We start from the raw sequence: 19,146 nt of genomic DNA, 5'->3' as shown, positions 1-19,146 counted from the left end.
CGCCACGGTCCGGTGTGGAGCTTGCTACGAGACCCAGGTCACGCGCGCGCGGGGCCGCCCCCCGTCCCCGTGCTCCCTACGGACCGGCCGTGGGCTCGTACGGCAGCAGCTCGGGGCGCTTGGGCGCACGGCCGTCGCCGGAGGAGCGGCCGGTCAGACGCCGTCCGATCCAGGGTCCCAGGTGCTCCCTGGCGAAGCGGGCGTCCGCGATCCGGCGGCTCGCCCAGCCGGGCCGCGCGCCCGGGGGCAGCGGCGTCCGCCAGTCCTCCTCGGGTGCCAGGCCCAGCGTCTGCCACACCGCCTCGGCGACCCGCCGGTGCCCGTCGGCCGTCAGATGGAGCCGGTCCACGTCCCACATCCGGGGGTCGCCGAGTGTCGGGGCCCCGTACAGGTCGACGACCAGGGCGCCGTGCTCGGCGGCGAGCGCGTCGAGGTGGGCGAACAGCTCCTCCATCCGGGGGCGGAAGCGCTCCATGACCGGCCCGTTGCGGCCCGGGCTGCGCATCAGGACCAGCTGTCCGCAGGCGGGTGTGAGGCGTTCCACTGCCTCGGTCAGCAGGTCCCGCACCCGGACCATGTCGACCTTGGGGCGCAGGGTGTCGTTGAGGCCGCCGACGAGGGTCACCACATCGGCCTTCATCCCTGCGGCCAGGTCGACTTGCTCGTCGACGATCTGGCCGATGAGCTTGCCGCGCACCGCGAGATTGGCGTAGCGGAAGCCGGGGGCGCGGGCGGCGAGACGCCCGGCGAGGACGTCGGCCCAGCCCCGGTAGGAGCCGTCGGGCTTCAGGTCCGACATACCCTCGGTGAAGCTGTCCCCGACGGCGACGAGACTGTTGTACGTGGCATTGATCTCCATGGCGGGTTGATCATACCGTGCGGTATGCGCGGGTGCCGTGGAGAACCCGGGAGGGGAAACCCGATGAGCGACGCGCTCCTGAGCACGCTGGCCGAGGCGCTGGCGGAGCTGGTGACGGCGGTCGAGACCTCCGACGACGAGGACCTCGATCCGGACACGGCCGTGCAGTGGCTGGCGAACACCGGACACACCCTGGGCAGACTCGGTGCCGCCGACCGCCGCGCCCTCGACACCCTCCTCCACGAGGCCGCGCTGCGGCAGCCGCCGGGGCCCTGGCGGGACGCGCTGACCCGGGTCCCCGAGCGGCTGGGCCGTCCCGGCGGCCTCCGCGGGGCCGCACCGGCCGCCTCCGGCACCGCCGCCCCGGTCGGCACCGGTTCTCCCGTCGCCGGCCACGTCGCGACCTGCGAGGCCGTGGCCGAGCACGTGCTGCGCTTCGCCGCCCTCGTGCGCGACGCCGAGCCGACGACCCCGGTGCCCACCTGTCCCGGCTGGACCCTCGCGGACCTGACACGGCACCTCGGCGCGGTCCACCGCTGGACCGGACACCTGGTACGCACCCGGGCCACCGTCCGCGTCCGGGCGGAGGACGTCCCGCTCGACCTGCCGTCGGACCCCGCCGCGTACGCCGACTGGCTGACCGCCGGTGCCGAGAGCGCGCTCGCGGCCCTGAGCACCGCCGGCCCGGACCTTCCGGTCTGGTCGCCGGGGGCGGACCCGCACGTCCGCCACCACTCCCGACGGCTGCTCTCCGAGGCGGTCGTCCACCTCGCCGACGCCGAGCTTGCCCTCGGCGGCCCCGCCCGGACCGTCGACCCCCGCACGGCCGCCGACGCGATCGACCACTTCCTCACCGACGCGCCGTACATCCCCTGGATCGCCGAACCGCTCGCCCATCTCGACCGCGACGGCGCGGTCCTCCGCCTCACCGCCCGCGACACCGGCGCCGTCCGGACCCTCGCCCTCGGCGGGGGCGGCTTCACCTGGAGCCGGGGGAGCGGGGGCCCCGAGCCGACCGCCGGCGTCGTCGCCGAGAGCACCGGGGAGCTGCTCCTCCTGCTGCACCGCAGGTACCCGGCCGACGACGCCCGCTTCACCCACACCGGCGACCGGGAACTTCTCGACGACTGGCTCGCCGCCACCGCCCTCTGACACGGCGAAGGGGCCCCGGGATCGCTCCCGGGGCCCCTTCGCGTCTCAGGGCGTCACGGCGCCGCCGGGCGCCCCACCAGCTCGCGCAGCACGTCCTCCATCGCCACCAGGCCGGCCGGCTTGCCGTCCTCGTCGAGCACGGCCGCCAGATGGGTCCGGCTGCGCCGCATCGCGGTGAGGACGTCGTCCAGCGGCGTCGCGGCCCGCACCCGGGCGATCGGCCGCAGCGCCGACACCGGGAACGGCAGGTCGCGCGGGGTGATGTCCAGGGCGTCCTTGACGTGCAGGTAGCCCAGGATCCGGCGCTCCGCGTCGAGCACGGGGAAGCGCGAGAACCCGGTGCGCGCCGACAGCGCCTCCAGCTCCTCCGGCGTGGTGCCGACCTGTGCGTACACCACCTTCTCCGCCGGCATCACGACGTCCCGCACGGGGCGTCGGCCCAGCTCCAGGGCGTCGTGCAGGCGCTCGGCGGCCCGGTCGTCCAGGAGACCCGCGTCGCCCGCGTCGGTGACCATCCGGGCCAGCTCGTCGTCCGAGAAGGTCGCCGAGACCTCGTCCTTGGTCTCCACCCGCAACAGCCTCAGCAGGGCGTTGGCGAAGGCGTTGATCGCGAAGATCACCGGCCGCAGCGCCCGCGCGAGCGTGACCAGGGGCGGCCCGAGGAGCAGCGCGGAGCGCGTCGGCTCGGCCAGTGCGATGTTCTTCGGCACCATCTCGCCGAGCAGCATGTGGAGGTACGTCGCGACCGACAGCGCGATCACGAACGAGATCGGGTGCACCAGGCCGTGCGGGACGCCGACCGCGTCGAAGACCGGTTCGAGCAGGTGCGCGATGGCCGGCTCGGCGACGATGCCGAGGACCAGGGTGCAGAGCGTGATGCCGAGCTGCGCCGCCGCGAGCATCGCGGAGACGTGCTCCAGGCCCCAGATGACGCTGCGCGCCCGCCGGTTCCCGGACTCGGCCAGGGGTTCGATCTGGCTGCGGCGGACCGAGATCAGGGCGAACTCGGCACCGACGAAGAAGGCGTTGACGACCAGGGTGAGCAGGCCGATCAGCAGCTGGATCGCGATCATCGGCCGGCCTCCCCGGACTCGTCCGTGTCATGCGGCGCGGGGCGCGCGGGGGCGTGCAGGAGCACGCGGGCGGCGCGCCGGCCCGTGGCGTCGACGACGTCGAGCCGCCAGCCGGCCAGTTCCACGCTGTCGCCCGGGGCGGGGATGCGGCCGAGCTCCGTCGCGAGGACGCCCGCGAGCGTCTCGTACGGGCCGTCCGGCACCCGCAGGCCGATCGCGGCGAGCTGGTCCGTACGCGCGGCGCCGTCGGCGGACCACAGCTCGCGCCCGTCCGCGTCCTCACCCGCCCGCGCCAGGTCCGGCGTCTCGTGGGGGTCGTGCTCGTCGCGCACCTCGCCGACGACCTCCTCGACGATGTCCTCCAGGGTGACGACCCCGGCCGTGCCGCCGTACTCGTCGATGACGACGGCCATCGTCTGCTTGCCCGACAGCCGGTCGAGCAGCCGGTCCACGGTGAGCGTCTCGGGGACGAGCAGCGGCTCGCGCAGCATCTCGCCGATCCGGCGACGGGGCCGCTCTTCGGCGGGTATGGCGAGGACGTCCTTGATGTGGGCGATGCCGACGACCGCGTCGAGGCTGCCCCGGTAGACGGGGAAGCGGGACAGTCCGGTCGCCCGGGTCGCGTTGGCGACGTCCTCGGCGGTGGCCTGCACCTCCAGGGCGGTCACCTGCACGCGGGGCGTCATCACGTTCTCCGCGGTGAGCTCCGCCAGGTTGAGGGTGCGGACGAACAGCTCGGCCGTGTCCGCCTCCAGGGCGCCCTCCTTCGCGGAGTGCCGGGCCAGCGCCACCAGCTCCTGCGGGGAGCGGGCGGAGGCCAGCTCCTCGGTCGGCTCCATGCCGAGGCGGCGCAGGATCCGGTTCGCGGTGTTGTTGAGATGGCTGATCAGCGGCTTGAAGGCGGCCGTGAACACCCGCTGCGGCGTGGCCACCACCTTCGCCACGGCCAGCGGGGAGGAGATCGCCCAGTTCTTCGGGACCAGCTCGCCGACGACCATCAGGACGACGGTCGACAGGGCGGTGCCGAGGACGAGGGCGACCGAGGAGGCCACCGAGGACGAGAGTCCGAGCGACTCCAGGGGGCCGCTGATCAGCGCGGCGATGGAGGGCTCGGAGAGCATGCCGACGACCAGGTTGGTCACGGTGATGCCCAGCTGGGCGCCGGACAGCTGGAACGTGAGCGAGCGGACGGCCTTGAGCGCGCTCGCCGCCCCCCGCTCGCCGCGATCGACGGCGGCTTCGAGTTCGCCGCGCTCGACCGTGGTCAGCGAGAACTCGGCCGCGACGAACGCGCCGCACGCGAGCGCGAGCAGGAGCGCCACCACGAGCAGAAGCACTTCGGTCATCGGTTCACCTCCGTCCCATGATCAGTCAGCGGGGAAGGGATCGCTCGATGTCGATGGTCGGAACCAGTGCTACTGGGAGGCTCGCCCATGGGCGGACGCTCACACCTTTCGGTCGTCGGGAGGAGACACCATGGTAAAGGATCGGCAAAGCGGGGTGCGGTCCACCCCCGGGTCACGCGGTGAACGGCTTCACCCACCGGCGCCACTGCTCCTGCCGCTCGTACCCCGCGGCCCCCCACGCGGCGTGCGCCGTCTCGTTCGCCACCAGGACCATCGCGTCCGCCCGGCGTCCGCCGAGCGCGGCGAAACGGTCCTCCGCCGCGCGCAGAAGGGCGGTCGAGATGCCCTGGCGGCGGTGCGAGGGCAGCACCGCGAGCCGGTAGAGCGAGGCGCGCCAGCCGTCCCAGCCGGCGATCACGGAGCCCACGATCCGTCCGTCGGGCAGCGTGGCCAGGATGAGCGCCTCGGGATCGCGCTCCAGGAGCCGCGTCACCCCCCGCACGTCGTCCGTGATGGACGTCCCCTCGGCGGACTCCCGCCAGAACTCCAGGACGGCCTCGGCCTCGTCGGTCACCGCGGCGCGGATCTTCACATCGATCATGGCCCGATCCCATCACGCGACGCGCCGTCGCTGCCAGGGATTACCGGCGGGCCGTGCCGAGGACACAGGGGGAGGACGGCAGCCGCGGACCCTGCTCCGGGACGTCGAAGGACCGGAACGAGACGAGCTCGAACCCGGCCGCACCGATGGCCGCCAGCGGGGCACGGGAGGTGTGGCAGCCGCCGAAGAGCAGCGGCCAGACCGTACGGTCGAGGCCCCGCTGCACCCGCGCGAGTCCGGGCGTGTCGGCCAGCCCGTGCTCGAAGAACCGCAGCTCGCCGCCGGGACGGAGGACCCGGCGCAGCTCGCCGAGGACCACCGGCACGTCCCGCACGGTGCACAGCACCAGCGAGGCGACCGCCGCGTCGAAGGAGCCGTCCGGCACCGGCAGTGCCTCGGCCGTGTTCGGCACCACGGTCACCGGCACCGGGGCCCGCCGCGCGGCCTCCTCGGCGAGCCGGCGCAGCCGGGTCTCCGGTTCGACGGCGAGGACCTCGGTGACCCCGGCCGGGTAGTGCGCGAAGTTCAGGCCGTTCCCGGCGCCGATCTCCACGATCCGGCCGGAGAGCCCGGCGAGCAGCTCCGTCCGCAGGGCGCCGAGCCCGCCCCGGGTCTCGGCGGCGGCGCTGAACCGGGCGTAGAAGCGGGCGAACAAGGGGTGGTGCACACGAGGAGACGTGCCGGGGCGTGCCATCGTCGGTCACCTCAGCCCGTCACGAAGCAGAACTCGTTGCCCTCCGGGTCCCGCATGACCTGGAAGGAGCCCTGCTCGTCGGTGACCAGCCCGCCGACCGTGACCGCCCCGAGCGGCAGCACCTCCTCGGCCGCCCGCGCCGGGTCCGGCACCTCCAGATCGAGGTGGAGCCGGTTCTTCGCGGACTTGCCCTCCGGCACCCGCTGGAAGGCGATCCGTACGAACTCCGGTGGATCCACGTACGACCAGTCGGCGCTCCGGTCGACGGGCTCGCCGCCGAGGAGCCGGGCCCAGAAACGGACGAGCGGCGCCGGGGCGGCGCAGTCGATGACGATCTCCTGAACGTGTGCGCGCATGCGGTCAGCCTACGGAGCGCGGAGCCGCTCGCACCCGGTTCACCCCGCGGGCCTCCCGGCATACCGTCCCTCGGGCCCCTCCCGCGTCAGCCGGCGGCGACCGGTGCCGCCTGTGCCGCCGCGAACGCGTCCGCGTCCCACGCCCCGCCCAGCGCCGGCGCCAGCCAGCCGCCCGCCGCCGCCCGGAACTCCCCCGGGGAGAGCGCCCCCGAGCCCTCCGGTACGGCCCCGAGCAGCGGCGCGCCCGCCGCCTCGGGCAGGTCCGCGAGGTTGCAGCGGTCCGCGAGGTCCGGCGCGTCGGGCCAGCTGCCGACGACCACGCCGAGCTGCTCGATGCCGCGCGCCCGCAGCGCCTCGGCCGTCAGGGTGGTCGAGTTGAGCGTTCCGAGACCGGCCGGGACCACCACCAGGACCGGCGCCCCGAGCAGCGCGGCGGCGTCGGCGAGCGTGCCGCCCTCCTCGTCGAAGCGGACGAGCAGCCCGCCCGCCCCCTCCACGAGCACCAGGTCGTGCTCGGCGGCCAGCTTGCGGGCCGCCTCGGCGACCTCCCGGGGCCCGACCGGGGCGAGCCCGGCCCGCCGTGCGGCCGTCCCCGGGGCCAGCGGCTCCGGGAACCGGCCCAGTTCGGCGGAGGCCGCGGCGCCCGAGAGCCGTACGACCTCGTCCGCGTCACCCCGCTCGTCCGGCCCGACGCCCGTCTGAGCGGGCTTCAGGACGGCGACGGAGCGCCCGGCGGCGGTGGCGACGGCGGCGACGGCGGAGGTGACGACCGTCTTGCCGATCTCCGTGCCGGTGCCGCTGATGACGATGATGTCCATGGGGCAGTCCTTCCTTCTCGGTGTGAGGCAGACGGGGGCGGGCGCGGCCATCGGTCAGCCCGCGGCCGCCGCCGCGCCCACCGCCCGGCAGATCCGGGCCAGGTCCTCGTCGCCCGTCACGTACGGCGGCATCGTGTAGATCAGGTCGCGGAACGGGCGCACCCACACGCCCTCCCGTACCGCCGCGCGCGTCGCCGCGGCCATGTCGACCTCGTGGTCGAGCTGGACGACGCCGATCGCGCCGAGCACCCGCACCTCGCGCACGCCCGGCAGGTCCGCCACCGGGGCGAGTCCGGCCCGCAGGCCGCTCTCGATCCGCTTGACCTCGACCTGCCAGTCCTGGGAGAGCAGCAGGTCGATCGAGGCGAGGGCGACCGCCGACGCCAGCGGGTTCCCCATGAAGGTCGGCCCGTGCGCCAGGACGGGGACCTCGCCGCGGGAGATCCCGTCGGCGACCCGGCTCGTGCACAGCGTCGCCGCCATCGACAGGTAGCCACCGGTCAGCGCCTTGCCCACGCACATCACATCGGGCGAGACCCCGGCCTGGTCGGCGGCGAACAGCGTGCCCGTCCGCCCGAACCCGGTCGCGATCTCGTCGAACACGAGCAGCACGTCGTGCGCGTCGCAGGCCTCGCGCAGCACCCGCAGATAGGCCGGGTCGTGGAAGCGCATGCCGCCCGCGCCCTGCACGACCGGCTCCACGACGACCGCGGCCAGCTCGTGCGCGTGCTCGGCGATCCGTGACCGCAGCAGCTCCGCGTACGCCTCCTCGTGACCGGCGGGCGGGGCGTCCACGAACACCTGCCGCTGGAGCACCCCCGTCCACAGCTCGTGCATCCCGCCCTTCGGGTCGCACACGGACATCGGCTGCCAGGTGTCGCCGTGGTAGCCGCCGCGCCAGGTGAGGAGCCGCTGCTTCTCCGGGCGGCCGAGGGAGCGCCAGTACTGCAGGCACATCTTCGCCGCCACCTCGACGGAGACCGAGCCGGAGTCGCTGAGGAAGACGTGCCGCAGCGGCTCCGGGGTGATCTCCACGAGCCGGGCGGCGAGCCGGACGGCCGGCTCGTGGGTGAGCCCGCCGAACATGACGTGGCTCATCTTCTCCAGCTGGCCGCGCACCGCCTCGTTGAGCACGGGGTGGTTGTAGCCGTGGACCGCCGACCACCACGAGGACATCCCGTCGACCAACTCGGTCCGTCCCTCGACGGGTTCGGCGAGGCGGAGCCGCACGCCGGACGCGGACTCGACGACCAGCGGCTCCGCCCGGCCCGGCATGGGGCCGTACGGATGCCAGACGTGCGCCCGGTCCAGGGCGAGGAGCTCGTCGTTACGCATTCGGTGCCAGGTCCGTGCCGGCGCCGCGGCGGCGCACGGCCACCAGGTCGGTACGGGCGCCGTTCGGCGCGGCCTCGGGCTCGGGCGCCGTGTGACCGCCGCACGGGCCGCAGCCGCCGGCCTCGTCCGCGTGCGAACCGCAGCCCGCCGAAGCCTCCGAACCGCAACCGGCCGATGCCTCCGTACCGCAGCCCGCCGGGGCCGCCGAACCGCAGCCGCCCGTCGCGCCCGCCGCCGCGAGCGCGTCCGCGCGGTGCTTCGGCAGCGTGGTCGTGCCCGCGCCCTCCACCTCGAAGCCCGCGTCCGCGATCATGTCCAGGTCGGCCTGGCCGGCCTGGCCCTCGCTGGTCAGGTAGTCGCCGAGGAAGATCGAGTTCGCGATGTTCAGCGCCAGGGGCTGCATCGACCGCAGGTGCACCTCGCGGCCGCCGGCGATCCGCACCTCGACGTCGGGGCAGACGAACCGGACCATCGCGAGGATCCGCAGGCAGCGCTGCGGGGTGAGGTTCCACTCCTTGGCGAGCGGGGTGCCCTCGAAGGGGATCAGGAAGTTGACCGGCACCGAGTCGGAGTCGAGCTCGCGCAGCGCGTAGACGACGTCGACCAGGTCCTCGTCGGTCTCGCCCATGCCCGCGATCAGACCCGAGCAGGCCGAGAGACCGGCGGCGTGCGCCTTCTGCACGGTGTCCACGCGGTCCGCGTACGTGTGGGTCTTGGTGATCCCCGCGTACGTCGCCTCGGAGGTGTTCAGGTTGTGGTTGTACGCGTCGGCGCCGGCCTCCCGCAGCCGCTCCGCCTGACCGTCCGAGAGCAGACCGAGGCAGGCGCACACCTCGACGCCCTCGTTCTGCTCCTTGATCGCCTCGATCGTCTTGCCGACGCGCTCCACGTCCCGGTCCGTCGGCCCGCGGCCGCTGGCCACCAGGCAGACCCGCTTGGCGCCGCCCGCGACACCCGCCGCCGCGGCCTGGGAGGCCTCGTCCGGCTTCAGCCAGGTGTACTTGAGGATCTCGGCCTTCGAACCGAGCCGCTGCGAGCAGTACGAGCAGTCCTCGGGGCAGAGGCCGGACTTCAGGTTGACCAGGTAGTTGAGCTTCACCCGGCGCCCGAACCACTGACGGCGGACCTTCCCGGCCGCCGCCACCACATCGAGCAGTTCGTCGTCGGAGGTCGCCAGGACGGCGAGCGCTTCTTCACGGGTCGGCAGCTCGCGCCGCAGCCCCTTCTCCACCAGCGTGTTCAGCAGGTCCATAAACGGAGATCCTTGCCTACCGCCCGCCCCCGGGCCAAGGAGGATCCGAACAAACGCCCCCGATCGAGGTGTGTGGATGACCACATCCCGACCTCGGCATCCTGCGGTTAGGGTCTGTGCGCTGCCTACAAAAGGATCGCCGCATGCCACGGGACGAGGACGCACGCGCCGCGGGCGCCGACGACACGCGGGCCGGGGGCCCGCGCCGTACCGCCTTCGACTGGACCGACGCCGAGGCACGCCGCCGGGCCGAGGCCGGTCTCGTCCGGACACTGCGGCCCAGGGCGGCCGAGTCGGACCTCCTGGACCTGGCGGGCAACGACTACCTCGGCCTCACCCGCCGCTCCGAGGTCACCGAGGCGGCGGCCGAGGCGGCCAGGCGCTGGGGTGCCGGCTCCACCGGCTCGCGGCTCGTCACCGGCACCACCCGGCTGCACACCCGCCTGGAGCGCGAACTCGCCGACTTCTGCGGCTTCGAGGCGGCCCTCGTCTTCTCCTCCGGCTACACGGCCAACCTCGCCGCCCTCACCGCGCTCGGCGGCCGGGACGCGCTGATCGTCTCCGACGCCTCCAACCACGCCTCGATCGTGGACGGCTGCCGCCTCGCGCGCGCCGAGACCGCGGTCGTCCCGCACACCGACCCCGAGGCCGTCGCCAAGACCCTGGACGCGCACCCGGGGCGCCGGGCGCTGGTCGTCAGCGACTCCGTCTTCTCCGTCGACGGCGACAAGGCGCCGCTCCGCGCGCTCGCCGAGGCCTGCCGCGCGCACGGCGCCGGGCTCGTCGTCGACGACGCCCACGGCTTCGGCGTCCTCGGCGACGGCGGCCGGGGCGCCCTGCACGAGGCCGGCCTCGCGGGAGACGAGGACGTCGTCGCGACCCTCACCCTCTCCAAGTCCCTCGGCAGCCAGGGCGGTGCCGTCCTCGGCCCGGCCCGGGTGATCGAGCACCTGGTGAACGCGGCCCGCACCTTCATCTTCGACACCGGTCTCGCCCCCGCCGCCGCGGGCGGCGCGCTCGCGAGCCTGCGCCTGATCGCGGCCGAGCCGGGCCTCGCCGCGAGGGCCCGTACGGTCGCCACCTCCCTGCACCGGCTCCTCACGGAGGCCGGGCTCACCGCGGCGCGGCCCGACGCGGCCGTCGTCTCGGTGCACGCCCCCTCCCCGGAGGCGGCGCTGCGCTGGGCGGCGGACTGCCGCGAACAGGGCCTGGCCGTGGGCTGCTTCCGGCCCCCGTCGGTGCCCGACGGCATCTCGCGGCTGCGCCTCACCGCCCGGGCCGATCTGTCGGACGCGGAGATCGGGCGCGCGGTGGACACGATCCTGCGGACCGCCCCCGCGGTCTGACGGACCGTCGGCAGGTCCAAAGGCGGCCACGGGCCGCAGAGTTCACCGCTTCGGGCGACAGATGGGGACATATCTTGGTGGAACGCCTGCCGGGGCGGCACGATCGGTGGGACTCTGACGCGAAGCGCGATCCGGGGCCGAAGCCCCGGCGGGAAAGGGACAGCGTCGCCATGGCAGACCACCAGGAAGCATCCGTCACGCTGCCGAGCGATCCCGCGTCGGTCCCCACGGCCCGGCGGTACGTCGCGGAGGTCCTCGACGGGTGGGGCCTCGGGGGCGCCGACGACCTGGCGGACGCGATCCGCCTGATGGTCTCGGAGCTCGCCACCAACGCGGTCCTGCACACCTTCGGCCAGTCGCCGACCTTCACGGTCGACGTCCGTCTGGAGCGCGAGGAGCAGTTGCACATCGGCGTCACCGACAGCCACCCGCGCTGGCCCCGACGCCTCCCGGCGGCGGTCCAGCAGGACAACGGCCGGGGCATGGTCATCATCCGCTCCCTGGCCGCGGAGGCGGGCGGCCGGCTCTCGGTCACTCCGACCGAGGAGGGCGGCAAGACTGTCTGGATCACGCTTCCGTGGACTCCGGCGACCGTCTCGTACGTCTAGGGGGTGTTTCGGAAGTCCCGCACAGCACCCGCGGCGCCCGGCACGCCCCCTCGCCGCACCGGCCGAAGACCCGAGTAGCTCCGCTACGAGGGCCTTCGTCCGGCACGCCGAGGGCACGCACCGGACACCGCGGGCACCGCACAGGACTTCCGAAACACCCCCTGGTGCCGTGACCCCGGTGGACGGTCCCGGGATCCGGGTGCGGGGGTGCGGCGGCGCCACCGCACCCCCGGGGCCGGGTCAGTGCCCGGCGGGCGTCATCGGACGCGGCCGTAGTAGACCTTCGACGACCAGATCTTGTCGAGCTTCACCCAGGATCCCGTCTTGGGGGAGTGCCAGATCTTGCCGCCACCGGCGTAGATGCCCACGTGGTAGACCCTTCCACCGGAGTGGAAGAAGACCAGGTCCCCCTGTTGTCTGCCGGCCGCGGAGATGTGCCGGGTCTTGTTGTACTGCTGCTGCGCGGTGCGGGGCAGCGACTTGCCCGCCTTCTTGTACGCGTAGAGCGTCAGGCCGGAGCAGTCGAACCTGGTGGGTCCGGCGCTTCCGTACCGGTACGGGGCTCCCTTCTTGGACGCGGCGACGCTCAGTGCCTTGTTCGCGTAGGTCGTGGCTGCCTGGGCCTCGGACGCCGCACCTGGTGCGAGCATCGTGCCGCCGACGGCGGCGAGGGTGAGAGCCGAGACGGCTCCGGCCCGGGACAGCAGGGACGGGACGTGCATCTGCGCAGTCATGCGCAACCCTTCGTCAGCCGCCTGCGAAGGATGACCTGTCGGGTTCGGGCTGGCGAAGATGCCCGGCCGCGGCTGCGGCTTCACCCCAAGGGACGGCCCCGCTGCGGAAACAGCGCGTACGTCCCGTACTGCTCGGGTCCTCCACTCCTGCCGATCCACTCCTGTCGACCAGACGTCCGGGACGGCGGCAGGACTCGGCGTCCGCCCGGACCGCCCCGCCTCGGATGGCGGGGGCTTGTCGTCGACAGGGATCTTGACCCACGACATGGGCGAAAACCGAGCTGAAACGGCGATATGTGAGGCTCCTCACGACTGATCCATTCGGGTGGACAGGCTGCTTTCGTGATCGTCGGAGGTTTGGCCGACGAGCCCCGCACCAGCGGCGGAATGCCCGATTCCGCCAAATGCGTACACCTGTTGCGCAACTCACCCCGTGCACATGTCGACTCGTCGACTACGCCGAACGGGCGAGAGGTTCTGCGATCCGTGTCGGCCGTACGGACCTCGACACGACATGCCGGAATGTCAACTCGCGCGCGTGTGGGGGACGGTGACCCGGCCGGTGCGGCGCTCGCCGTCCAACACCCGCAGGGCGCGCGCCAGTGTGTCCGCGTGCACCTCGCTCTCGCCCCGCATATGCATGAGCGTCAGGGCCTCGCGCAGTGCCTCCGCCCGTCCGACCAGGGCCTGCGCCGCGCGCAGTGCCCCATAGGTATGCGTACCCCTGGAAGGGTTGATCCTTCCGAGGAGGTCGACGACTTCGAGGTACGCGTCGATCAGCTCGCCCTCGGCCCGCGTCAGCGCGGGCAGCGGCGGCAGCTCGGGCACCACGGCCGGCTCACCGCGCCGCGGCGGCGTCGCGCCGGCTCGTGATCACGTGGTCCACCAGGCCGTACGCGACGGCCGCCGGCGCGTCCAGGACGGTGAGCCGGTCGATGTCGGCCTCCACCCGCTCCCGCTCCTGCCCGGTGTACTCCGTGAGCATCCCGGCCACCAGGGCGCGCAGCCGCAGCAGTTCGCGCGCGTGGATGTCGAGGTCGCTCGGCTGCCCCTGGAGGGGTTCGTCCATGCCCGGCTGACGGAGCGTGGCCCGGGCGCCGGGGAGCATCATCCGCTTGCCCGGAGCCCCGGCGGCGAGCAGGACGGCGGCGGTGGACTCCGCCTGGCCCAGGCAGGTGGTCTCCACGTCGCAGGAGAGCGTCCGCATCGTGTCGTGGATGGCGGTCATGGCGGTGATCGAACCGCCGGGGGAGTTGATGTAGAGCGCGATGTCCCGGCCGGGGTCCGCGTACTCGAGGTGCAGGAACTGGGCGATGACGTCGTTGGCCGAGGTCTCGTCGATCGGCGTGCCGAGGAAGACGATGCGGGCTTCGAGCAGCTTCGAGTACGGGTCGAGGGTCCGGGTTCCGTAACTGGTCCGCTCCGTGAACTCGGGCAGAACGTAGCGGGCGTCCATGGCTGAGCACCTCCAGCTGTCTGTAAAAAATGTACAGGACGTACAGGCCGTAAGATGAGGAGCATGACCTACGAGATCCCGGTGACGCAAGCGCGGGCTGAGCTCGCCGACCTCATCAACCGTGTGGTGTACGGCGGTGAGCGCGTCGTCGTCACCCGCCACGGGAAGCCGCTCGTCGCATTGGTCTCCGCCGCTGACCTGGAGGAACTGGAGGCGGCCGAGAAGCCGGCCGACGAGCAGGTGGTCACCTCGCTCTCCTCCTTCCGCCCGGTCGACTCCGCTCCCGGCGAACAGGGCCGCTTCGGCATCGCCGCCCACCACCGCGAGCCCGGCACCTCCTGACGGCGGTGTCCTGACCGGTTCCTGACGGCGCACGAAGGCCGCGCACCCCCGTCCGCTACAGCGGGGGTACGCGGCCGTCTTCGGGTGCGGGCCTCGGCTCATGGCACCGGCCTCGGCTCACGGCACCGGCCTCGGCTCGCGGCACCGGTCTCAGTTCACGGCACCGGCCCTCAGCCCATGCCGCCGGTGTCAGTTCACGGCACCGGTCCCAGCCCACCGGCTGGGATCTCAGCCCACCGGCACCGGCACCGGCGCACCGTCCGCTGCGGGAGCCGCTTCCGCCCGGCGCCGCCGCGCGCCGAGAGCCGTCGCGGTCAGTCCCGCCGCCGCCCAGAGGGCGAGGACGAGCAGCGGGCCGCCCGCCGCCGCGCCGTCGAAGGCCGACACCGACCGGAGGGCGGAGCCCCCGGCGCCCGGCGGCAGCCACTGGCCGAGCGCGCCCACCCCGGTGGGCAGCAGCTCCGGCGCGCTCGACATCCCGGAGAACGCGTTGCCGAGCAGGATCGTGAGGGCGGCACCGAGCCCGAAGCCGGGCTTCCCGAGGAGCGTGGCGAGGCCCGCGAAGGCCGCACCGATCGCCAGGACGGTCAGGCCGAGCACCCCGGCCTCGGCCCACCAGTCGCCGGCCAGCGCGCCGAGCCAGCTGTCGGCGAGCGCCGCGCCCACGAGGCCCGCGAGCGCCGAAGCACCCACCAGGACCCCGGCCGCCCGCGCGCCGCGCAGCCCGAGCAGGACGGTCACGATGCCGGTGGCCGCCCCGGCGAGGGCGAGCGGCAGCAGGCTCGCGCCGAGCACGGCGCCGCGCGGGTCGCCGGCCGGTGCGGCGACCACGTCCGTGACCGTGACCGCGCCCGCCGGGGCCTGCGCGGTCACCGCCTCGCGCAGCAGTCCGGCCACGACGGGGCTGCCCGCGGAGGCCGTCAGGAGTTCCGTACCGCCCGGGGTGATGACCACGGCTCCGTATACGTCGCGGTCCTCGATCGCGGCCCGGGCGGCGTCGCCGTCCGGGTACCGGTGGATGTCGAAGGCCCCCTCGTGCCGTCCGAGCTTCTCCGCGACCGCGTCGGCGGCGGTGGCGGGCCCGGCCACGCCGATCGGGAGGTCGCGGGGCGCGATCCGCGCGGCCGGCCAGGCGAAGACCGCGAGGGCGAGGGCGGCGACGACCGGTATCAGGAGGAGCACCGCGAGGGTTCTGCGCCCCGCGGCGGCTGAGGGGGCGGTGGCGGCGGGCATGACGGCCTCGATTCAAAGAGAAGGATCGTTCGTTTTACTTGACCCCAGCGTGATCCCGTCGTGGGGAAGTTGTCAAGAATGAACATTCGTTTTAGGTTCTGGTCATGGCACGTGTCTCCCAGGAACACCTCGACGCCCGGCGGCGCCAGATCCTCGACGGCGCCGCGCGCTGCTTCGCCCGCAACGGCTTCCACGCCACCTCGATGCAGGACGTCCTCGCCGAGGTCGGGCTGTCCGCCGGCGCGGTCTACCGCTACTTCCGCGGCAAGGAGGAGCTGATCGCCGCCATCGCGACCGAGGCCTTCACCGCGATCCGGGGCGCCTTCGAGGAGGCGTCCCGCACCACGCCGCCGCCCACCCCCGACGTCCTGCTCGGTGCGGTCCTCCGGCTCTTCCTGGAGGAGCGGGTCGAGGGCGCCGACCGGCAGGCCTTCGCGCGCCTGATCATCCAGGTGTGGACCGAGACCCTGCGCAACGAGCGACTGGCCGGGACCCTCGCGGAGGGCTACGACGGCATGCGGGTCGCCTGGACGCGGCTCGTGACCGCCTACCGCGAGAGCGGACTCCTGCGCGCGGACGTCCCTTCCGACCATGTGGCACGCACCCTCATCGCCACCGCCCAGGGCTTCATCGCCCAGCAGGCCCTGTTCGGCGACGTGGCGGTCGAGGTCCTGGAGGACGGTCTGCGTGGCCTGATGTCGATGTCCCTGCCCGAGGGAGGGCCCGCCGATTCGACGATCATGAAATCGCAAAGCCGGAGTTAACGAGCCGGAAAAACTTCCGCCCTAACGTGCAATGTCTGGCCCTGCGGCGCATCTCCGCAGTTCAACAGAGTGTTGACGGTCGGTAGGGTCCGCAGCTGTCCGGGTCGCGTCCCGGTCGACGACTGTGAGGTGGAAGAGTGCAACTGAGCCCGCACGAGCAGGAACGCCTGCTCATCCATGTGGCGGCCGACGTGGCCGAGAAGCGCCGGGCCCGCGGTGTGCGGCTCAACCACCCGGAGGCCGTCGCGCTCCTCACGTCCCACATCCTGGAAGGCGCCCGGGACGGCCGTACCGTCGCGGAGCTGATGGCCTCCGGACGCAAGGTGCTCACCCGTGACGAGGTCATGGAGGGCATTCCGGAGATGATCCACGACGTCCAGGTCGAGGCCACCTTCCCGGACGGCACCAAGCTCGTCACCGTCCACGACCCCATCGTCTGAACGGGCGGCCGCCGATGATCCCCGGAGAGATCCTGTACGCGGACGGTCCCGTCGCCCTCAACGAGGGGCGCCCCGTCAGCCGTCTGACCGTGCTCAACGCCGCCGACCGGCCCGTCCAGGTCGGCTCCCACTACCACTTCGCCGAGGTCAACCCCGGCCTGGAATTCGACCGCGCCGCGGCCCACGGGCAGCGGCTGCACATCGCCGCCGGCACCGCCGTCCGCTTCGAGCCCGGCATCCCCGTCGAGGTCGAACTCGTGCCGATCGCCGGCCGCCGGATCGTGCCGGGCCTGCGCGGCGAGACCGCCGGCCCCCTCGACCTCCCCGCAGACCACAAGGACGGCGACCGTGCCTGACCTCGACCGCGCCGTCTACGCCGACCTGTTCGGCCCCACCACCGGCGACCGCATCCGGCTCGCCGACACCGACCTCCTCGTCGAGATCGAGGAGGACCGCTGCGGCGGCCCCGGCCGCGCCGGCGAGGAAGCCGTCTTCGGAGGCGGCAAGGTCGTCCGGGAGTCGATGGGGCAGGCCCGCACCACCCGTGCCGAGGGCGCCCCCGACACCGTCATCACCGGCGCCGTGGTCATCGACCACTGGGGTGTCGTCAAGGCGGACATCGGCATCCGGGACGGCCGCATCACCGCCCTCGGCAAGGCCGGGAACCCCGACACCATGGACGGGGTCCACCCCGACCTCGTCATCGGCCCCGAGACCGAGATCATCGTCGGGAACGGCAGGATCGTCACCGCCGGAGCCGTCGACACCCACGTCCACTTCATCTCGCCGACCGTCGTCGAGCAGGCCCTCGCCACCGGCGTCACCACCCTCGTCGGCGGCGGCACCGGACCCGCCGAGGGCACCAAGGCGACCACGATCACGCCCGGCCCCTGGCACATGGCCCGGATGTTCGAGGCCCTGGACACCTTCCCCGTCAACATCGGCCTGCTCGGCAAGGGCAACACGATGTCCCGCGAGGCCATGCACTCCCAACTGCGCGGCGGCGCCCTCGGCTTCAAGATCCACGAGGACTGGGGCGCCACCCCCGCCGTCATCGACGCCTGCCTGAGCGTCTGCGAGGAGACGGGCGCCCAGCTCGCCATCCACACCGACACGCTGAACGAGGCCGGCTTCGTCGGCGACACCCTCGCCGCGATCGCCGGACGCACGATCCACGCGTACCACACCGAGGGCGCCGGCGGCGGGCACGCCCCCGACATCATCACGGTCGTCTCCGAGCCGTACGTCCTGCCCAGCTCGACCAACCCGACCCGGCCGCACACCGTCAACACCATCGAGGAACACCTCGACATGCTGATGGTCTGCCACCACCTCAACCCGGCCGTCCCCGAGGACCTCGCCTTCGCGGAGTCCCGCATCCGGCCCTCCACGATCGCCGCCGAGGACGTCCTCCACGACCTGGGCGCCATCTCGATCATCTCCTCCGACTCCCAGGCCATGGGACGGATCGGCGAGGTGATCATGCGGACCTGGCAGACCGCCCACGTGATGAAGAAGCGGCGCGGCGCCCTGCCCGGCGACGGGGCCGCCGACAACCACCGGGCCCGCCGCTACGTCGCCAAGTACACGATCAACCCGGCCGTCGCCCAGGGCATGGACCACCTCATCGGCTCGGTCGAGCCCGGCAAGCTCGCCGACCTGGTCCTCTGGGAGCCCGCCTTCTTCGGCGTGAAGCCGCTCGTCGTCGTCAAGGGCGGTCAGATCGCCTACGCGCAGATGGGCGACGCCAACGCCTCCATCCCCACCCCGCAGCCGATCCTGCCCCGCCCGATGTTCGGCGCGCTCGGCCGCGCGGCGGCGGCCGGCTCGGTCAACTTCGTCGCCCAGGCGGCGATCGAGGACGACCTGCCCCGGAAGCTCGGCGTGCACAAGGAGTTCGCCCCCATCGGCTCCACACGGCGGGTCACCAAGGCCGACATGCGCGAGAACGACGCCCTGCCCCGGGTCGAGGTCGACGCCGACACCTTCTCGGTGAGCATCGACGGCGAGACGGTCGAACCGGCCCCCGCCGTCGAACTGCCCATGGCCCAGCGTTACTTCCTCTTCTGATGTCGCGCGCCACCCTCCTCGTGCTCGCCGACGGACGGTTCCCCGCCGGCGGGCACGCCCACTCCGGCGGCGCCGAGGCCGCCGTCCGGGCCGGCCGCATCAAGGACGCCGCCGGCCTGGAGTCCTTCTGCCGGGGCCGGCTCCACACCACCGGCCTCACCTCCGCGGCGCTCGCCGCCGGAGCCGCGCACGGACTCGACCCGTACGCGCTCGACGCGGCGGCCGACGCCCGTACCCCCTCACCCGCCCTGCGCGCCGCCGCCCGCAGACTCGGCCGCCAGCTGATGCGGGCCGCCCGCGCCACCTGGCCGCACCCCGAACTCGACGCGCTCGCCGCCGCGTTCCCGCGCGGCGCGCACCAGCCCGTCGTCCTCGGCACCGCGGCGCGGGCCGCCGGGCTCGGCCCCGAGGACGCGGCGCACTGTGTCGCGTACGAGACGGTCGGCGGCCCGGCGATCGCCGCCGTCCGCCTGCTCAGCCTCGACCCCTACCAGGCCACCGCCGTCCTCGCCCGCCTCGCCCCCGAGATGGACGACGTGGCCGCACGCGCCGCCGCGGCCGCCCGGCAGGGCGTCGACGCGCTGCCCGCCGCCTCCGCGCCGCTGCTCGACGTCACCGCCGAACAGCACGCCGCCTGGCCCGTCCGCCTCTTCGCGTCCTGAGCGCC

The 19,146-nt window shown here is 73.6% G+C and carries 22 protein-coding genes and 1 riboswitch; of the genes, 9 read left to right on the top strand and 13 right to left on the bottom strand.

Going from position 1 to position 19,146, the window contains the following annotated elements; all coding sequences use genetic code 11:
• Positions 1-76: 76 nt before the first annotated feature.
• Complete coding sequence (locus ABTY59_RS30805) at positions 77-859, bottom strand: SGNH/GDSL hydrolase family protein (protein ID WP_352022357.1); 783 nt, start codon at positions 857-859, stop codon at positions 77-79.
• A 63-nt stretch (positions 860-922) separates the two neighbouring features.
• Between ABTY59_RS30805 and ABTY59_RS30800 the strand changes: the two genes are divergently transcribed.
• Positions 923-2,011, top strand: a complete 1,089-nt coding sequence (locus tag ABTY59_RS30800) for a maleylpyruvate isomerase N-terminal domain-containing protein (RefSeq protein WP_352022356.1) — start codon at positions 923-925, stop codon at positions 2,009-2,011.
• Between the two features lie 53 nt (positions 2,012-2,064).
• Here ABTY59_RS30800 and ABTY59_RS30795 read toward each other — a convergent pair whose 3' ends face one another.
• From ABTY59_RS30795 to bioB, 8 genes are all read right to left on the bottom strand, one after another.
• Entirely contained in the window at positions 2,065-3,084 is a 1,020-nt protein-coding gene (locus ABTY59_RS30795) for a hemolysin family protein (RefSeq protein ID WP_352022355.1), read from the bottom strand.
• Positions 3,081-4,430, bottom strand: a complete 1,350-nt coding sequence (locus ABTY59_RS30790; RefSeq protein ID WP_352022354.1) for a hemolysin family protein — start codon at positions 4,428-4,430, stop codon at positions 3,081-3,083. The genes ABTY59_RS30795 and ABTY59_RS30790 overlap by 4 nt, the downstream gene beginning before the upstream one ends.
• A gap of 172 nt (positions 4,431-4,602) precedes the next feature.
• Positions 4,603-5,031, bottom strand: coding sequence for a GNAT family N-acetyltransferase (locus ABTY59_RS30785; RefSeq protein ID WP_352022353.1), 429 nt, complete (start codon positions 5,029-5,031; stop codon positions 4,603-4,605).
• Positions 5,032-5,071: 40 nt separating this feature from the next.
• The gene (locus ABTY59_RS30780) at positions 5,072-5,725 is read right to left on the bottom strand and encodes a class I SAM-dependent methyltransferase (RefSeq protein WP_352022352.1); all 654 of its coding nucleotides are present in this window, start codon (positions 5,723-5,725) and stop codon (positions 5,072-5,074) included.
• Between the two features lie 11 nt (positions 5,726-5,736).
• Positions 5,737-6,081 carry a VOC family protein gene (locus tag ABTY59_RS30775; RefSeq protein ID WP_352022351.1) on the bottom strand — a complete coding sequence of 115 codons (345 nt, stop codon included), beginning with the start codon at positions 6,079-6,081 and terminating at the stop codon, positions 5,737-5,739.
• Between the two features lie 86 nt (positions 6,082-6,167).
• On the bottom strand, positions 6,168-6,899 hold the full coding sequence (gene bioD, locus ABTY59_RS30770; protein WP_352022350.1) for a dethiobiotin synthase: 732 nt from the start codon (positions 6,897-6,899) through the stop codon (positions 6,168-6,170).
• Between the two features lie 54 nt (positions 6,900-6,953).
• The gene (locus ABTY59_RS30765; protein WP_352022349.1) at positions 6,954-8,234 is read right to left on the bottom strand and encodes an adenosylmethionine--8-amino-7-oxononanoate transaminase; all 1,281 of its coding nucleotides are present in this window, start codon (positions 8,232-8,234) and stop codon (positions 6,954-6,956) included.
• A complete protein-coding gene (gene bioB, locus ABTY59_RS30760) occupies positions 8,227-9,486 on the bottom strand; it encodes a biotin synthase BioB (RefSeq protein ID WP_352022348.1) in 1,260 nt (419 codons plus the stop codon). The genes ABTY59_RS30765 and bioB overlap by 8 nt, the downstream gene beginning before the upstream one ends.
• 143 nt (positions 9,487-9,629) lie before the next feature.
• On the opposite strand from bioB, the gene ABTY59_RS30755 reads away from it, so the two are divergent.
• Both ABTY59_RS30755 and ABTY59_RS30750 read left to right on the top strand, forming a co-directional pair.
• Complete coding sequence (locus ABTY59_RS30755; RefSeq protein WP_352022347.1) at positions 9,630-10,832, top strand: 8-amino-7-oxononanoate synthase; 1,203 nt, start codon at positions 9,630-9,632, stop codon at positions 10,830-10,832.
• A 170-nt stretch (positions 10,833-11,002) separates the two neighbouring features.
• Entirely contained in the window at positions 11,003-11,440 is a 438-nt protein-coding gene (locus ABTY59_RS30750) for an ATP-binding protein (protein ID WP_352022346.1), read from the top strand.
• 257 nt (positions 11,441-11,697) lie between these two features.
• Here ABTY59_RS30750 and ABTY59_RS30745 read toward each other — a convergent pair whose 3' ends face one another.
• From ABTY59_RS30745 to ABTY59_RS30735, 3 genes are all read right to left on the bottom strand, one after another.
• Positions 11,698-12,174 carry a C40 family peptidase gene (locus tag ABTY59_RS30745; protein ID WP_352022345.1) on the bottom strand — a complete coding sequence of 159 codons (477 nt, stop codon included), beginning with the start codon at positions 12,172-12,174 and terminating at the stop codon, positions 11,698-11,700.
• A gap of 3 nt (positions 12,175-12,177) precedes the next feature.
• A riboswitch (cyclic di-AMP (ydaO/yuaA leader) is annotated at positions 12,178-12,299 on the bottom strand.
• Between the two features lie 400 nt (positions 12,300-12,699).
• Positions 12,700-13,005 carry a hypothetical protein gene (locus ABTY59_RS30740; protein ID WP_352022344.1) on the bottom strand — a complete coding sequence of 102 codons (306 nt, stop codon included), beginning with the start codon at positions 13,003-13,005 and terminating at the stop codon, positions 12,700-12,702.
• A gap of 7 nt (positions 13,006-13,012) precedes the next feature.
• Positions 13,013-13,630, bottom strand: coding sequence for an ATP-dependent Clp protease proteolytic subunit (locus tag ABTY59_RS30735; RefSeq protein WP_352022343.1), 618 nt, complete (start codon positions 13,628-13,630; stop codon positions 13,013-13,015).
• A 63-nt stretch (positions 13,631-13,693) separates the two neighbouring features.
• Here ABTY59_RS30735 and ABTY59_RS30730 point away from each other — a divergent pair, with 63 nt between their 5' ends.
• Complete coding sequence (locus tag ABTY59_RS30730; protein WP_352022342.1) at positions 13,694-13,972, top strand: type II toxin-antitoxin system Phd/YefM family antitoxin; 279 nt, start codon at positions 13,694-13,696, stop codon at positions 13,970-13,972.
• Positions 13,973-14,200: 228 nt separating this feature from the next.
• Here ABTY59_RS30730 and ABTY59_RS30725 read toward each other — a convergent pair whose 3' ends face one another.
• On the bottom strand, positions 14,201-15,205 hold the full coding sequence (locus tag ABTY59_RS30725; protein ID WP_352022341.1) for an ABC transporter permease: 1,005 nt from the start codon (positions 15,203-15,205) through the stop codon (positions 14,201-14,203).
• 104 nt (positions 15,206-15,309) lie between these two features.
• On the opposite strand from ABTY59_RS30725, the gene ABTY59_RS30720 reads away from it, so the two are divergent.
• From ABTY59_RS30720 to ABTY59_RS30700, 5 genes are all read left to right on the top strand, one after another.
• Positions 15,310-15,969, top strand: a complete 660-nt coding sequence (locus ABTY59_RS30720) for a TetR/AcrR family transcriptional regulator (protein ID WP_352022340.1) — start codon at positions 15,310-15,312, stop codon at positions 15,967-15,969.
• A 137-nt stretch (positions 15,970-16,106) separates the two neighbouring features.
• Positions 16,107-16,409, top strand: coding sequence for an urease subunit gamma (locus ABTY59_RS30715; RefSeq protein ID WP_352022339.1), 303 nt, complete (start codon positions 16,107-16,109; stop codon positions 16,407-16,409).
• A gap of 14 nt (positions 16,410-16,423) precedes the next feature.
• Positions 16,424-16,765, top strand: a complete 342-nt coding sequence (locus ABTY59_RS30710) for an urease subunit beta (protein ID WP_352022338.1) — start codon at positions 16,424-16,426, stop codon at positions 16,763-16,765.
• Positions 16,758-18,479 (top strand): urease subunit alpha, encoded by a 1,722-nt coding sequence (locus ABTY59_RS30705; RefSeq protein WP_352022337.1) that lies wholly within the window; start codon positions 16,758-16,760, stop codon positions 18,477-18,479. The genes ABTY59_RS30710 and ABTY59_RS30705 overlap by 8 nt, the downstream gene beginning before the upstream one ends.
• Complete coding sequence (locus ABTY59_RS30700; protein ID WP_352022336.1) at positions 18,479-19,141, top strand: urease accessory protein UreF; 663 nt, start codon at positions 18,479-18,481, stop codon at positions 19,139-19,141. The genes ABTY59_RS30705 and ABTY59_RS30700 overlap by 1 nt, the downstream gene beginning before the upstream one ends.
• The last annotated feature ends 5 nt before the right edge of the window (positions 19,142-19,146 follow it).

Origin of the sequence: Streptomyces sp. NPDC096079 (genome assembly GCF_040303145.1) — a bacterium.
Classification (GTDB): Bacteria; Actinomycetota; Actinomycetes; order Streptomycetales; family Streptomycetaceae; genus Streptomyces.
The sequence above is the reverse complement of the archived record's forward strand: the minus strand, read 5'-3'. Positions and strand labels throughout refer to the sequence as shown.

Bases quoted from the DNA above. Each gene is read 5' to 3' on its own strand.
- ABTY59_RS30805 (WP_352022357.1), bottom strand. From the start codon at position 859: ATGGAGATCAATGCCACGTACAACAGTCTCGTCGCCGTCGGGGACAGC.
- ABTY59_RS30800 (WP_352022356.1), top strand. From the start codon at position 923: ATGAGCGACGCGCTCCTGAGCACGCTGGCCGAGGCGCTGGCGGAGCTG.
- ABTY59_RS30795 (WP_352022355.1), bottom strand. From the start codon at position 3,084: ATGATCGCGATCCAGCTGCTGATCGGCCTGCTCACCCTGGTCGTCAAC.
- ABTY59_RS30790 (WP_352022354.1), bottom strand. From the start codon at position 4,430: ATGACCGAAGTGCTTCTGCTCGTGGTGGCGCTCCTGCTCGCGCTCGCG.
- ABTY59_RS30785 (WP_352022353.1), bottom strand. From the start codon at position 5,031: ATGATCGATGTGAAGATCCGCGCCGCGGTGACCGACGAGGCCGAGGCC.
- ABTY59_RS30780 (WP_352022352.1), bottom strand. From the start codon at position 5,725: ATGGCACGCCCCGGCACGTCTCCTCGTGTGCACCACCCCTTGTTCGCC.
- ABTY59_RS30775 (WP_352022351.1), bottom strand. From the start codon at position 6,081: ATGCGCGCACACGTTCAGGAGATCGTCATCGACTGCGCCGCCCCGGCG.
- bioD (WP_352022350.1), bottom strand. From the start codon at position 6,899: ATGGACATCATCGTCATCAGCGGCACCGGCACGGAGATCGGCAAGACG.
- ABTY59_RS30765 (WP_352022349.1), bottom strand. From the start codon at position 8,234: ATGCGTAACGACGAGCTCCTCGCCCTGGACCGGGCGCACGTCTGGCAT.
- bioB (WP_352022348.1), bottom strand. From the start codon at position 9,486: ATGGACCTGCTGAACACGCTGGTGGAGAAGGGGCTGCGGCGCGAGCTG.
- ABTY59_RS30755 (WP_352022347.1), top strand. From the start codon at position 9,630: ATGCCACGGGACGAGGACGCACGCGCCGCGGGCGCCGACGACACGCGG.
- ABTY59_RS30750 (WP_352022346.1), top strand. From the start codon at position 11,003: ATGGCAGACCACCAGGAAGCATCCGTCACGCTGCCGAGCGATCCCGCG.
- ABTY59_RS30745 (WP_352022345.1), bottom strand. From the start codon at position 12,174: ATGACTGCGCAGATGCACGTCCCGTCCCTGCTGTCCCGGGCCGGAGCC.
- ABTY59_RS30735 (WP_352022343.1), bottom strand. From the start codon at position 13,630: ATGGACGCCCGCTACGTTCTGCCCGAGTTCACGGAGCGGACCAGTTAC.
- ABTY59_RS30730 (WP_352022342.1), top strand. From the start codon at position 13,694: ATGACCTACGAGATCCCGGTGACGCAAGCGCGGGCTGAGCTCGCCGAC.
- ABTY59_RS30725 (WP_352022341.1), bottom strand. From the start codon at position 15,205: ATGCCCGCCGCCACCGCCCCCTCAGCCGCCGCGGGGCGCAGAACCCTC.
- ABTY59_RS30720 (WP_352022340.1), top strand. From the start codon at position 15,310: ATGGCACGTGTCTCCCAGGAACACCTCGACGCCCGGCGGCGCCAGATC.
- ABTY59_RS30710 (WP_352022338.1), top strand. From the start codon at position 16,424: ATGATCCCCGGAGAGATCCTGTACGCGGACGGTCCCGTCGCCCTCAAC.
- ABTY59_RS30700 (WP_352022336.1), top strand. From the start codon at position 18,479: ATGTCGCGCGCCACCCTCCTCGTGCTCGCCGACGGACGGTTCCCCGCC.